Below are 13,689 nucleotides of genomic sequence, written 5' to 3'. Positions count from 1 at the left end.
CGCTACCGATAGTAGCGTTCCGTCCAAGTCGCCGTCCGGTCACGCCTGTCGCGACTCTGCGTTCTCGATGACCAATCCGATGCTGCGCTGTAGTCGGACGGCGATATCGTCTGCGGAGGTGCCGTGCCGGACCCATGTGATCAGGCTGGCGAGCCAGACGTTGCCGACGATGGCGGCGATTCGGTGTTGCCTCGGGTTCGGTTCCCCGCCGGCGATCGCCAGCCCGATCAGGTGCTCGATGACCGCCTCCGCGCGGTCCACCTCGGCGCTCGCGCTGCCATCGGCGCTGACGAACGCGCGGGTCACGGCCGCCGTCAGCGCCGGCCTGGTCTGCCATTCTCGACAGAGGCGCGCACTCAGGTGCTCCACCCGCAGCCGCGATGATCCCGCTGTGGCGGTCCAATCTCGTTCGGCTCCAATACGTTCGAACTCACGCGCCAGGATGGCCACCAGTACGTGCGCCTTCGATGGGTAGAGGCGATAGAGGGTGCCGACCGCAATCCCGGCGCTATCGGCAACTGCGCGCATCTTCACCGCGTCGTAGCCGCCACTCGAGGCAATTGTCGCGGCGCAGTCGAGGATGATCTCGCGTTTACGGACCGACTCGGCCCAGCGATCCTCTTTGATCGATCCGGTTGTCATCATCGGCAATCCTCGGCCTGTGAGGGCAGGCCCGGGGGCGGACGCTGCCATGAGCAACGATCACGGCGGGACGCGCAGTATCGCTACGCTACTGTTGGTACCATAACCCGATGCGAGTTGGAACGGCCGGACCAATCAAACGACGGACACGGCGTTGAGCGAAGACGCGTCGCCCGACGACGACGCCGATCCACGCCGCGCGCGGTCACGAACCCGTCTGCTCGACGCCGCGGCTCATCTGCTCAGCACGGGCGGAGTCGAGGCGGTCACGATCGAGGCGGTCACCAAGGCCTCTAAGGTCGCGCGAACCACCCTCTACCGCCATTTCAACAGTTCCTCCCACCTTCTCGCTGCCACCTTCGAGCGACTCCTACCCCAAGTCACACCACCGCTTACGAGTTCACTTCCCCTGCGGGAGCAGCTGATCGGACTACTCACACGTCAGGCAACCTTGTTCGCCGAGGCGCCCCTTCACCTCACCACCCTGGCCTGGGTCTCCTTGGGGCCCACATCGAGCAATGGTGACGACGCAGGGCATACACAATCGCTACGAACGAGGGTGGTCGACCAATACCGACAGCCGTTCGATGCCATCCTCCAGAGCCCCCAAGCCCGCGACGAGCTGGACGACTTCGACGTCGAACTCGCCATGTGCCAACTCGTCGGACCACTGGCGTTCGCGCGCATGACGGGACTCCGCACGATCAGCCGTCACCAATGCGAAAATATCGTCGACGACTTTCTCAAGGCCCACCGACCCATACGCTCAGCCGGCGAGCCTCAGCCGTAATCCCTTACCCGAGTCAATTCAGGTTGTCATTGGGTGCCTGGCATCTGACCGGTGATAAGTAGAACGGCAAGTGTCTCGCTTGCCGAGGAACAAGACAGCTTCGAGAGCACTTTTGCTCAACCTTCAAACCCACGTCGGGGTGTTTCAAATTCGCTCATACACGTGTCGCAGACTTTCGTGTCAGAAGACTTGAAGACAATTGTCGTTTTTAACGATCCTTCACAACCGGATGAGCACCGCCGGTCTGGACCGTGACGTCCGGAAGGTCGTACTTCATGCGGGCAATCTCTCCTACCGTTGGTCTCTTCGGATTGGACTCTTGTAGTGATGCCTCAACTGGCTATCACCCCGCTACGTTGGAGGTCGAGTCGCAATACGCCTGCACCTGCCCCGCACCCTTATCGGGGCCCCCGTGCAGCGCCGCAGAGGCACGGCGGTTTGGGGGCGGGGTGCCGATGACCGTGCAGGCTGCCTGGTATTCCGATCCGTGGGGCACCGCGGAATCACGCTGGTGGGATGGCATCCGATGGACAGGCTGGACGCATAAGCCTGCCATTCCACCACCGACGAACCAGAAGTCGTGCCAACGATTTCGCCAGGCAAGGCAATTGTGCCGGAGCGTGTTTAATGACGCCTGAGAGCGCGTTAGCTAGGCTGCTGGGCCAGGCTCACCGCATCGCAGTGATCGACGTATAGACCACCGGTCTATATCGGACGGATCTGGTAGAAGGGGTCGCTGTCATCACAATGAATGCGGCGACGGGGCCGGTGATCGACGAGTTGGAAACTCTGGTCAACCGACTACGCGATCCCGAACCCACGTGAATTCACGGCGTTACCGCGGCCTTGCATCGATGCGCCCCCGTTCGAAGAGTCCCCGGGGATGAGTCCATGATCTCGGGACTCGTCCGAAATCAGCCCACTCGTAGCAGACTTCGAGCGCGCGCCGCGCGACCCGCCGTGACTCGCGTGACAGCTCAGCCCGCGGCGGCGAGTTGCGCGAGGAACGCGAGGTCAAGGAATGCACTCCGTCTTCTCATTTCGGCCCTCACCGCGGTACGTGCCAGGGGTCTTTCTTCGCCGTCCAACTCATACGCAGTTCGCGGAGCCCGCCCGGGTCTACAGCTGAACGAAGACGACATAGGCCATGAAATAGCGACTGTCTCGTCGCCGAGGCGATCATCGAGCGGTGAGGCCCTGCTCGCCGGCCTTGGTGAAGGCGTCGTCGATCAAGACGACGTCCACACCGGCGCGGTCGAGCAGCGACGCTGCGATGGAGGCGCGGTAGCCCGATCCGCAGTGCACCCAGACGGGTCCGGCGGGCACGCCATCCAGGCGGTCCGGCAGTTCGTGAAGGGGGATGTTGGTGGCGCCGGAAACGTGCCCTTCGTCGTACTCGCGACTTTGGCGCACGTCCAATATGGAAGGCAACCCGGAGCCGAGTTCTTGTGCGAGGCGGGCGAAGTCGGCGACGGGATAGGAACCGAGTCGACTGCCGTCGGCCAGTGTGTCAATGCCTTCGGTGGCCGCGCCGGTGAGCCGGTCGACTCCGATGCGCACCAGTTCCCGTTTGGCCTCGGCGACCTGTTCGGGCGAGTCTCCGATCACTGTGATCGGGGCGCCCCAGTCGTAGAGCCAGCCGAAGTAGCTGACGAATGAGCCCGACAGTTCGAACCCGTAGGTGCCGGGTAGGTGTCCGGCGGCGAATGCTGTGCGGGTGCGTAGGTCCACGACCCATTCGCCGGCGTCGATCCGCCGGCGCAGCTCGGTGGGGTCGATCGGTGCCGGTGGCGTCAGGTCCACTGGTGCGGGTCCTTCGCTGTTGATGACACCCATGTGGGCGTAGTACGCCGGGTAGTCCGACAGTCCTGCGAGTAGTTCGTCGACGAAGCTCTGCTCGTCTTTGGTCAAGGCCGGGTTGGTGTTGCGCTGCTCCTCGATGGTCGAGGAGTCTCCGGATGCTGGTGTAGCCGAGCAGAAGCTGCCGAAGCCGTGGGTCGGGTAGATCGCAGTATCTGCGGGCAGGCGGTCGGCGAGTTTGTGCACCGATTGGTACTGGGCGTGTGACAGTTCCTCGGTGTCGTCGGGTCCGATGAGGTCGGTGCGTCCGGTGGTGCCGTAGAGCATCGAGCCTCCGGTGAACACGCCGTGGACGGCGCCGGCGTCGTCGCGGAGCACGTAGCTGACGTGGTGATGGGTATGGCCGGGGGTGTGCAGCACTTCCAGTTGGATCGGTCCGGCGTCGATGATGTCGCCGTCGGCCACCGGGCGGCGGCTGTAGTCGACGTCATCCCCGGCGGGTACCGCGTAGTCGGCGCCGACGGTGCGTGACAGTTCCAGTCCTCCGGTCACGTAGTCGTTGTGCAGGTGGGTCTCCAGCACGTGAGTGATGCGGACCTCGTTCTCTTCGGCGAGGGCGAGTATGCGGTCGATGTCTCGTTGTGGGTCGACGACGACGGCGATGCCGTGGTGGGTGATCAGGTAGCTGCGGTCTCCGAGTCCAGAGGCTTCGATGATCGAGACGTCCATGTTCTGTTCCTTTGATCGTTGGGTCAGTTGAGGATGAGGGTGTCGACGAGCACGTAGGCGGCGACGGCGAACACCAGATAGGCGAACCAGCGCTGTAGCCGGGTGGTGTCGGTCTTGGTGCCGAAGTATCCGGCGACCAGTGCGGTGGCCATCGCCGCGGCGACGAAGGCGGCGGTGACCTGCCAGTCGAAGTTGATTCCCTGGAGGTGAGAGAAGACGCCGGTGACGGAGTTCGCGATGATGATCAATAGCGACGTGCCGATGGCCGTGGACATTTCGACGCCGAGGACCACCACTAGGGCGGGGATGATGAGGAATCCGCCGCCGACGCCGAACAGCCCGGTGAGCAGTCCGACCAGCAGGCCGGCGCCGATCGATCGGGGTGCGCAGCGGCGCCAGTTGACCTGGCCGGCGTCGATTTTGCAGGCCGTGCCGGTGGCGCCCTGGTCGGCAAGCATGCGGATACCGGCGACCACCATCACGACTGCGAAGCCGATCATCAGGACCGAGTGGGGCAGGTGAGCGCTGATGGCGCTGCCGGCAACCGTGGCCGGTATACCGGCGGCGGCGAAGATCCCGGCCATGCGCCACCGCACCTGCTTGGCGCGGATCTTCGGCAGCACCGCGACCGCCGAGGCCGCGGCGACGACGATCAGCGAGATGGGGATGGCCTGCTCGACGTCGAAACCCATCCCGTAGACCAGCGCCGGAACGGCGAGGATCGACCCCCCGCCGCCGAGCAGCCCCAGCAGCACGCCGATCAGCGCACCGAACGCCAGGCCTACCGCGAACGCCATGACAATTCCCCTACCCGTTTGATCGGCGGTGCAACATCGCGTGAAGTCCTTGCTCGAGCAGTCACGTCAGACTGCGGCGTGGGCGTCGGCCCACGCGTTGTAGCCTCCGAGCAGGTCGGAGACCTGCCCAATGCCGTTGGCGCGCAGCAACGATCCGGCCACGCTGGAACGCCAGCCACCGGCGCAGTGCACGACGATCAGCTTGCCGGTCGGCACCTCGCCGAGGCGCAGACGCAACTGGGCAAGCGGGATGTGCAGGGAGTCGGGGATGGCGCCGCCCTCGCGTTCACCGGGGTTGCGGATGTCGATCAGCGTCACTGCGTCTTCGGCCAGCAGCTCATCGAGTTCGGTGACCGTGGTGCGTGGTGCGGCCTGCACGAGGTCGGCGAGTTCGGCCGGGAACTGCCCGTCGCCGGCCACGGTGAGGTAGCCGATGGCTCCATCGGAGCCGATGCGTGCCAGGCGCAGCGCGGCCTGCTGCTCGTCACCCGGATAGGTGACCAGGGCGATCTGCTCACCGACGTCGGCGACCATGCCGCCGGTTTCGGCGAACCGGCCGTCGAAGCCGACGTTGACCGTCCCGCGCAGGTGCCCGGCGGCGAAGTCCTCGACGCTGCGGGCATCGAGCACCCGCACCCCCGCATCGAGCGCAGCGCGGATCTGCTGCGGTGTCATCTCGGGCACGGTGCGGTCCGCCTGCAGTAGGGGGTGGATGCGCTTGTTCATTGCCGCGTCGGAGGCGAAGTACGCCGGTGCGGCGGGCTGGCCCGCGGTCAGCATCGCGACGAACGCTTCCTCGGTCATTGGCTGCACCGACGGATTGCTCGCCCGCTGGTCCCCGATCGTCGACGTCAGCTCTGTCGAGAGATTCTTTCCGCACGACGAGCCGGCGCCGTGGGCAGGCATCACCGTCACGCTGTCGGGCAGCGTCATGAGCGTGCCGTGCAGCGTGCGGTACATCGCCCGAGCCAGGTGGCTCGTCGAGCTGTCACCGATGTTCGCCAGGTCCGGACGGCCGACATCGCCGATGAACAGCGAGTCCCCGGTCAGCACGGCCACCGGCTCGGCCCCGGCACGCTCGCGGACGAGCACGCTGATCGATTCCCAGGTGTGGCCCGGGGTCGACAAGATCTCCAGATCAACCTCGCCGAGAGACACGTGCTCGCCGTCGGCCAGCCGGCGGATCGGGTAGTCGGTCTCGGCGACCTCGCCGAAGCCAATCCATGCGTCGGTCGCATCCACCAACTCCAGGTGGCCCGACACGAAGTCGGCGTGGAAGTGGGTGTTGATCACCCCTTCGATCGTCAGCCCGAACTTCTTTGCGTCGGCCAGGTAATCGCTGATGTCACGGCGCGGATCGACCACCACTGCGCGGCCGGTGGTGTCGTCGCCGATCAGGTACGACGCGTGTGAAAGGCACTCGATGTAGTACTGCTCCAGGATCATTGGACTTCCTCTCAGTCGTGTCTCGGGCTCTGGCCCATGACGGCCCGCCAGACATTCCTACAATACCCCCAGGGGTATAAATTCCCGGTCTGACGAATACCCCTCTGGGTATGCTAGCGTCGAAGGCAACGATACCCCCATGGGTATCTTCAATCAACCGATAGGAGGTCCCTGATCCATGACGAACACGACGATCGACGCCGCCGAGCTGCAGGAACTGCTCGCCTCGGCCAATCCGCCGCGCCTCGTCGACGTCCGCACCCCCGCGGAGTTCGAGACCCTGCACATCGACGGTGCCTACAACGTGCCGCTGGACCTACTGCGGGAGCATCGCGACGACATCGCTGGCCACCTCGATCAGCAGGTTGTCCTGATCTGCCGCTCCGGGCAACGCGCCAATGAGGCTGAGCAGACGTTGCGGAAAGCCGGTCTGCCGAACGTTCACATCTTGGCGGGGGGCATTACCGCGTGGGCGGCCCACGGATTCGCCGTCAACCGCGGCGCCCAGCGCTGGGACCTGGAGCGGCAGGTACGCCTGGTCGCCGGGCTCGTCGTTGCCGTCAGCATTCTCCTGAGCGCATTCGTTCCGCACGTGGAGTGGATCGCCTTCGCGATCGGCGCCGGCCTGACCGTAGCCGCGCTGACCAACACCTGCGCCATGGGAATGCTGCTGGCCCGGCTTCCCTACAACCGCGCCGGCGCCACCTGCGATGCCGCGACGATCACCGGTCAACTCGGAGAAGCGCCACGCGCGCGAAGCTGATCGCCGCGGAGACACGCCCTGCCAGCGGGAATGCCATGAGAGGTCGAGTAGTCGACTTGAGACGTCATATACCCCCTCGGGTAATATGGCGCAGGGGCGATGAAAGGAAATGCCATGGTCGGCGACCAAGAAGCCATCGATGCGGTTCTCAACCGGCTGCGGCGGGCCCAGGGCCAGCTCGCCGGTGTCATCTCGATGATCGAGAACGGCCGCGAATGCAAAGACGTCGTCACTCAGCTGGCGGCCGTGTCCCGTGCGCTCGACCGTGCCGGTTTCAAGATCGTCGCCACCGGATTGCGGGAATGCGTTACCGGTGAACAAGCTGGTGCCGACAAACCCATGACCGAAGCCGAACTGGAAAAGCTGTTCCTCGCGCTGGCCTAAACCCATCACGACAAAGGAGTCATCATGAGCATCGCACTGGCCACCACCCTGAAGACGTCATTCGACGACGCTGTTGCCCGTACCCGAGAAGCACTGTCCGCGCAGGGATTCGGTGTCCTCACCGAAATCGACGTGAAAGCGACCCTGAAGAACAAGCTCGACGCGGACATGGAGAACTACCTGATCCTCGGCGCATGCAATCCGCCGTTGGCCCACCGTGCGATCACGGCGAACCGTCAGATCGGTCTGCTGCTGCCCTGCAACGTCGTGGTGCGTAGTGACCCCGATGACCCAGAGAGCACGCTCGTCGAAGCCATGAATCCGCAACTGCTCGTCGACGTCACCGACGAACCCGAACTGCAACCAATCGCCGAAGAAGTCGCCGAGAAGCTCAAGGCTGCGATCGAAGCGTTGGGCAACTAGCTGCTGCACTCGCATCCCCGTCGTTCACCGATTTGAGAATCTGTGGGTCGCCGAATCCCACTTACCGAGGGCTCTTTCGTCGCTGAAGTGAGACTTTGGAAGAGCATGTCGTCTCGCCATTTCTGGCGCGGCATCCGGCGGGGGCGAACGGCAGTGTGGCGGTTCACGGCATCCTGCCCGAGTTGTCGGTGGGCGGTGCCATGATCTGTCGCCATGGGCAAGAGCGACAACGAGCGGGGTGGCGAGCCGATACCGTCATGGTTGCCTCGGGGCCTAGAGCACGTCGCGTTGCGGTTGGGCCGCGCCGACGATTTGGAGCTGCAGCTCGGACGGGTGGCTTTCGGCTGGTCCTCCGGGTGCGGGGGACCTTTGACGGTAGAGCCGGTCCATGGTGAGACGCCGGGCACTGTCGATGCGGTCGTGACTGGGATACGTCCGATACCGCCCTCTGCCGGGATGCTGTTCAGCGAGGCCGTCAACCATCTACGAGCCGTTCTCGACAACGTCGTTTTCCATCTCGTCACGTCCGCCCGCGGGGAGCCGCTGCGTGACGACGCTGCGCGTAAGGTGGCGCTGCCCATCTACGAGACCGCTGCCCAGCTCGCGAGCTGGCAGCAGAGGTTGCGCAACTGGGTGCCCGAACTCTGTGCCGGGAGCGCCCTGGGTGACCGCATCGAAGCGCTACAGCCCTACAACAGCACCTACGGCATACCGTCCACGCCACCAATCATGGACTACCTCAGCGGCGCCGAGCTTGAAAGTCCCCATCCGCTCCTGCTGCTACAGGGATATTCCAACGAAGATAAGCACCGGGCGATTCGGTTGGCCTACATGAGGACGTTGATTCAGCGAAGCGATGAATCTTTCGTCGCGGCGGACCACAACATGAGGCAGGTGGCGGTCGGTGACGTCATCGCCACCACGACCGTCGGCCAGCCCGTCCTTCTGGAATCCCAAGCTGCCCTGCACGTCGAACCACCCATCACCGGAACCTGGGTCGCTCCCGGGCGCGAACTCCACCAGATCCACGCCTACGTCATAGAGATCGCGATTCCGACGCTCATCACCGGCGCCCCGAACGCGCACCCCCCGCTGCCCTGGTCCGTTGACCTAAGTGACAACGGCGAGGACCACACAACAAGGATCAGTCAAGGCGGCGACGTGGCCGCCCACCTCCGCGCTGGCGCAGAGGTACTGGACTACATCGACAACGACGACACACCGGTACCGATCCTCAAGATGCCGCCGCCAAACTCGTAGTCGGCGCTCAGCCGCAGTTCCTCCGGCGCGAATCGTCGACTCTGGACACCCCACAACCGGTACCGCAGTGGATACCGCAGTGGTTCCATTCCACCTCGCCGCTCACCAACGCCGCCAACGCCGAACTCGCAGGTCGGGGCAATATCGTCAACCGCCACCGTCGGCGTCAAACACAACAAACGCCCAGTTCAGAGGATTTTAAGTCCGCTGCCTCTGCCAATTGGGCTATGGGGGCATTGCAGCCAACACGCTAGTTCAGGCCGAGGCGGTCGCGTGCCACAGGAGTATCAGCACGATCTCGACGCTAGCTTCCGGCCGGACTCGACGGTTGCGAACGCCTGCACGAGATGCGACCCCACGATGATGGACCCGACTCGCCGATGCCCGCCCAAACCCCGAGCGCGACGACTACATCCGCGCAGCGCGACAGCGCGTGCAACGGCGGTTCGCCGCATCGCAACGGAGCGGGAGCGGCTAGCGGTCGAGACGAGCATTCATGATCAAGAGGTCACTGCCGCTTGGTCCGACCCACGCGGTCGTCCCGCTTCTCGCGGCGCGAGGTCGGTGGGTTCTCGTCTCGGCCCGGATGCCTGCGCAATGAGGTAGTTGGCATCCTGTTGCGTCGGTTGCCATCCGGAGCGCTGCAGTAGCCGCACGAAGTCTTCGATCGCGAGCATCTCGCCGCGGAGGGCCGGATTGATGCTCGCCGTCAGCAGGCGCTCGGCCGACTCGTTGCCCGAGCCCGCCCACTCGGCGAAGGCGTTGCGGGAAGTCTTGCGGCGTTGCGCGAATGCGATGTCGATGAGCTTGAAGACCTCGTCGCGGAACTCCGCGTCGGTAGGCCACGTCTTGGCCGCTGGCTTCTCGTAGCGGTCGATGCGCACCAGCCCCGAATGAACGCGCGGGATCGGCCAGAACACCGTCGGCGACACCATGCCGTAGCGGCGGACGTCGCCGTAGAAGCGAACCTTCACACTCGGCACGCCGTAGTCCTTGCCACCCGGCTCCGCAGCGAGCCGCTCGGCGACCTCGGCCTGCACCATCACCATCACCGAGCGGATGGTCGGAAACTCGGCGAACAGGTGCAGGATCGCCGGAACCGCCACGTTGTAGGGCAGATTGGCCACCACCGCAGTGGGCTGATCCCGGTAATCGGGCATCGCCTCGATGTCAGCCTGGGTCAGCGTCAGGATGTCGTGGTGCAGCACGTTGAGCCGACCCGCCTCGCTGTGCGAATGCTCCCCAACGGTCTTGGGCAGGCGCTCGCACAACACCGGATCGATCTCGACGGCAGTGACCCGCGAGCCGCGATCGAGCAGGGCAAGGGTCAGCGATCCCAGACCCGGGCCGACCTCGAGCACGTGATCGTGCCGGTTGACCCCGGAGGCAGTAGCGATCCTGCGAACGGTGTTCGCATCGTGGACGAAGTTCTGACCAAGCGATTTCCGCGGCCGGAAGTCCAGTTCCTTCGCCAAGTGTCGTATCTCGGTGCGACCTAGCAGTCTGATGGTCAACGCACTCCCCCTTCGCTACCGGCAGGCCAGGCAAGCCATCCTCGACCCGCCTGTGTGTACCCAGCAATCGCGACCCGTACTCCCCCATGTTGCCGAGTCTGTTTGCTGAGCATACCTGAGCGGACTGTGGCATCCCCAGTCTTTCGACCGAATTGGGCTCGACCGGGAATTCGCTGCCGGTATCGACCGCTCCGATTTTACCGACTCAAGCTGCGAAGATACCGACTCACCGGGCGTCACCGCACACCGGTGTAATACCTTGGCACCGCAGCGGGACGGCGTCGCGGGCGGCCTAGCGCTCGACATGGCTACCAAGAGGCTTTCCGATTCCGCCCCCTTCGATAGTCGCGTTGGCAAACAGTTGCGCGCGCCTGCATTTCAGGCGTTCTGGGGTCCACATTGATAGTGACGCGGGCACTCGACAGTGGTCTCGCGCGGCGTCCTTCCTTTCGTGGCTTTCGTACTCGAAGAAGCCGCGCAGGGTCTGCGTTTCTTCGATGACCAGCGGAGCGACGTAGTCGACGCGCCCTCGCAGCCGAGGGCCCTTCGTTTCATGGACGACAGTCGCGCCGCACTCGGTATGGACCCGCGCGCCACGTCGGCACCTTGCGTGGATCAGCGGGCCGCGGCGAACGCTGCCTCGAAGGCATCGAGTGCGGCATCGGAATCCGCAGACGCCCACGCCTCCAGCCCGACCACCCCGGTGTATCCGATCCTGGCCAGCGCAGCCGCTACCGCGGCATAGTTGATTTCGCCAGTGCCCGGTTCGTGGCGGCCCGGGACGTCGGCGACCTGAATCTCACCGATGTAGGGCTGCGCCCGGGTGACCAGCTCGATCAGATTCCCTTCGCCGATCTGGGCGTGATAGAGGTCTAAGTTGAGTCGGAGGTTCGGGTGATCGACTGCGGTGACCAATGCCAATGTGTCCGAGGCGGCAGCGAACGGGGTACCGGGGTGATCGACCGCGACGTTGAGATTCTCGAGGACGAACGTCCGGCCCGCGGCGGCGCCGAGTTCGGCGAGTCGTGTCAAAGTAGCTGCGGCAGTTAGCCACATCGTCGGAGTCACCACCTCGACGGGCCGAACGGGCAGTCCGCGGCCGTCGAGACCGGTGCCGTGCAGATTCAGTCGTGGGCAGCCGAGACGGTCGGCGACTTCCAGCGACTGCGCCGCGGTGGCGAGCAGCTGCTCGATGCCATCGGGCTCGGTCAAGTTCCCGGTGAGATAGCCGGTCATGGAGGAGAATTCCGCACCCGACGCGGCGAGTGCGTCGATGTCCTTGCTCGACCAATCCCAAATCTCCACCAGCAGGCCGCGGTCGGCGATGCGGTTGACGCGGTCGACGAACGGCAGGTCGAGGTACAGCATTTCCGCGCACGCGGCCAGCCGCACCCCGGTCATGCCATCACCGCGACGTCGGTGATCTGCACCGCGCAACCCGAGGCGGCACTGTCGATCGCGGCCAGCGCGATGCTCAGCGCGGTGCGCGCATCCGCGCCGGTCACCACGGCCGGAGTTTCGGTGCGAATCGAGTCGACGAACGCGGCGAACTCGCCGAGGTAGGCGCTGTGCAGTAGGTCCGTGTCGCGTCGGGCGGTGTCGACGCTGATGCCGTCGGGTCCGTAGTAGGTCATGTCACTGCAACGTCCATCCCCCGCGGTGACCATGCCGCGCGAGCCGAACACCTCGGCGCGGACGTCGTAGCCGTAGAGCGCGCTGAAACTGGCTTCGGCAACGGCGATCGCGCCGTTGTCGAACTCGATGGTCACGACTGCGGTGTCGAGGTGGCCGGCGGCCTTGGCGTCCGGGCGAATCAATGCATCTGCGATCGCGGTCACCCGGGTGGGAACGGCGCCCGGGTTGAGGAAGCACAACGCGTCGAAATCGTGGATCAGGGTCTCCAGGAAGATGGTTCCTGGCGGAATGCGCGCCGGGTCGGCGCCGAAGGGACCGGGATCGCGGGTCACTGAGCGCAGCAGCTGGGGGGTGCCCACGCGCCCGGCGTCGATGGCGGCACGGGCCGCCTTCCACCCTGGGGCGAAACGCCGGTTGAATCCCACCTGCAGCACGATCTGGGCGTTCCTGGCCGCCGCGATCACGCGGTCGGCGTCGGTGAGGGTCACCGCCATCGGCTTCTCGACGAACACGTGCTTGCCTGCGGCGGCGGCCTCGACGACCAAATCGGCGTGGGAGCGGGCCGGGGTGGTGATGACGACGGCGTCCACGTCTGAGCGCGCGACCACCCTCTCTGCTGATAGCTCGACGACGTCGACCCCGAGTTGCGTGGCCAGCCGCTCGGCGCTGGGCGTCGGGTCGGCAACCGCGACGAGCGCGGCTCCTGGGGTGTGACGCGCGATCAGTTCGGCGTGGTTGGCGCCGATCCGGCCGGCGCCGATCAACGCCACGCGTACCGGGGGATTCGTTGACATGAAAGGATCCGCACTCTGGACTAGAACGTTCTAGAAGATGCTACGTGGGCCACCCCGGGCGGTCAAGGCGGACGCCCATCACGGCAAGACGTCGAGACCGACTGCCCAAATTCATCGAGGGACGCCTTGCGACGTCACGAGTCCGCGCCGACCCCTCGACCGAGGACCGCGGCCAACTCATCGAGATACCCGCACACCGCCTTCTGCTGCGAGGGCGTCAAGCCGTGGCCGACGTCGTCGAGCGCACGCACCACCGGCGCCCACGTCTCGAAGAGCAGTTCGAGGGCATCGGGCAGCGCGCGGACCGTCACCCTCCGTCGATCACGGTCGTCACGCTCCCGCTCCACGTAACCGCTCGCCTCCAGCCGGTCCAGCAGGACGGTCACCGACGCCGACCGCAAGCCCAGTCGGCGGCCCAGCTCGGTGGGCCCGATCGGCCCATGCAGGTCGAGCAGTCGAAGCGCCTGCATGTCCGTGGCGTTGATCCCCATCGCCCTGGCCTGACGTCGCTGCATGTCGTCGTGGGCGGTGAGGAAGGTTCGCAGGGACAACATGGGCTCGCTCAAGCCGGCCAGCCAGTGGCCCGACTCGTCCCGCTCGTGCACGACGTCACCTCCCGGTCACAGTTCTCTCGACCAACATGTATTACGTTAATCTAGCTACCGGCACGATGAATGCGAACACGCCAGTTCGCCGAAAGGACACCGACGCG

Annotated in this window: 14 protein-coding genes; 6 read left to right on the top strand and 8 right to left on the bottom strand. The window is 65.1% G+C overall.

The window, feature by feature from the left end:
- Positions 1–39: 39 nt before the first annotated feature.
- Entirely contained in the window at positions 40–645 is a 606-nt protein-coding gene (locus tag G6N61_RS26010) for a TetR/AcrR family transcriptional regulator (RefSeq protein ID WP_163923134.1), read from the bottom strand.
- A 151-nt stretch (positions 646–796) separates the two neighbouring features.
- Here G6N61_RS26010 and G6N61_RS26005 point away from each other — a divergent pair, with 151 nt between their 5' ends.
- Positions 797–1,432 (top strand): TetR/AcrR family transcriptional regulator, encoded by a 636-nt coding sequence (locus tag G6N61_RS26005; protein ID WP_163923131.1) that lies wholly within the window; start codon positions 797–799, stop codon positions 1,430–1,432.
- 275 nt (positions 1,433–1,707) lie between these two features.
- Positions 1,708–2,070, top strand: coding sequence for a DUF2510 domain-containing protein (locus G6N61_RS31360; protein ID WP_407666314.1), 363 nt, complete (start codon positions 1,708–1,710; stop codon positions 2,068–2,070).
- Between the two features lie 541 nt (positions 2,071–2,611).
- On the opposite strand, the gene G6N61_RS25995 is transcribed toward G6N61_RS31360, so the two are convergent.
- From G6N61_RS25995 to G6N61_RS25985, 3 genes are all read right to left on the bottom strand, one after another.
- A complete protein-coding gene (locus G6N61_RS25995) occupies positions 2,612–3,961 on the bottom strand; it encodes an MBL fold metallo-hydrolase (RefSeq protein ID WP_163923127.1) in 1,350 nt (449 codons plus the stop codon).
- Positions 3,962–3,984: 23 nt separating this feature from the next.
- Positions 3,985–4,758, bottom strand: a complete 774-nt coding sequence (locus G6N61_RS25990; protein WP_163923125.1) for a sulfite exporter TauE/SafE family protein — start codon at positions 4,756–4,758, stop codon at positions 3,985–3,987.
- Between the two features lie 66 nt (positions 4,759–4,824).
- Complete coding sequence (locus tag G6N61_RS25985; protein ID WP_163923122.1) at positions 4,825–6,204, bottom strand: MBL fold metallo-hydrolase; 1,380 nt, start codon at positions 6,202–6,204, stop codon at positions 4,825–4,827.
- 178 nt (positions 6,205–6,382) lie between these two features.
- Between G6N61_RS25985 and G6N61_RS25980 the strand changes: the two genes are divergently transcribed.
- From G6N61_RS25980 to G6N61_RS25965, 4 genes are all read left to right on the top strand, one after another.
- Positions 6,383–6,967: a rhodanese-like domain-containing protein gene (locus tag G6N61_RS25980; RefSeq protein ID WP_163923120.1), complete on the top strand. Its 585-nt coding sequence runs from the start codon at positions 6,383–6,385 to the stop codon at positions 6,965–6,967.
- A gap of 114 nt (positions 6,968–7,081) precedes the next feature.
- On the top strand, positions 7,082–7,351 hold the full coding sequence (locus G6N61_RS25975) for a metal-sensitive transcriptional regulator (protein ID WP_163923118.1): 270 nt from the start codon (positions 7,082–7,084) through the stop codon (positions 7,349–7,351).
- A gap of 24 nt (positions 7,352–7,375) precedes the next feature.
- A complete protein-coding gene (locus G6N61_RS25970) occupies positions 7,376–7,774 on the top strand; it encodes a DUF302 domain-containing protein (protein ID WP_163923115.1) in 399 nt (132 codons plus the stop codon).
- 213 nt (positions 7,775–7,987) lie between these two features.
- Complete coding sequence (locus tag G6N61_RS25965; RefSeq protein ID WP_163923110.1) at positions 7,988–9,034, top strand: hypothetical protein; 1,047 nt, start codon at positions 7,988–7,990, stop codon at positions 9,032–9,034.
- A 500-nt stretch (positions 9,035–9,534) separates the two neighbouring features.
- Here G6N61_RS25965 and rsmA read toward each other — a convergent pair whose 3' ends face one another.
- The 4 genes from rsmA to G6N61_RS25945 all read right to left on the bottom strand — a co-directional run bounded on the left by rsmA (position 9,535) and on the right by G6N61_RS25945 (position 13,582).
- Positions 9,535–10,548, bottom strand: coding sequence for a 16S rRNA (adenine(1518)-N(6)/adenine(1519)-N(6))-dimethyltransferase RsmA (rsmA, locus tag G6N61_RS25960; RefSeq protein WP_163923107.1), 1,014 nt, complete (start codon positions 10,546–10,548; stop codon positions 9,535–9,537).
- 615 nt (positions 10,549–11,163) lie between these two features.
- On the bottom strand, positions 11,164–11,949 hold the full coding sequence (locus G6N61_RS25955) for a TIM barrel protein (protein WP_163923104.1): 786 nt from the start codon (positions 11,947–11,949) through the stop codon (positions 11,164–11,166).
- Positions 11,946–12,977, bottom strand: a complete 1,032-nt coding sequence (locus tag G6N61_RS25950; RefSeq protein WP_163923101.1) for a Gfo/Idh/MocA family oxidoreductase — start codon at positions 12,975–12,977, stop codon at positions 11,946–11,948. Before G6N61_RS25950 ends, G6N61_RS25955 begins: the two co-directional genes overlap by 4 nt.
- Before the next feature lie 134 nt (positions 12,978–13,111).
- Complete coding sequence (locus tag G6N61_RS25945) at positions 13,112–13,582, bottom strand: MarR family winged helix-turn-helix transcriptional regulator (protein ID WP_163923098.1); 471 nt, start codon at positions 13,580–13,582, stop codon at positions 13,112–13,114.
- Between the last annotated feature and the right edge of the window lie 107 nt (positions 13,583–13,689).

This window comes from Mycolicibacterium arabiense (assembly GCF_010731815.2).
In the GTDB taxonomy this organism is placed as follows: domain Bacteria; phylum Actinomycetota; class Actinomycetes; order Mycobacteriales; family Mycobacteriaceae; genus Mycobacterium; species Mycobacterium arabiense.
The sequence above is the reverse complement of the archived record's forward strand: the minus strand, read 5'-3'. Positions and strand labels throughout refer to the sequence as shown.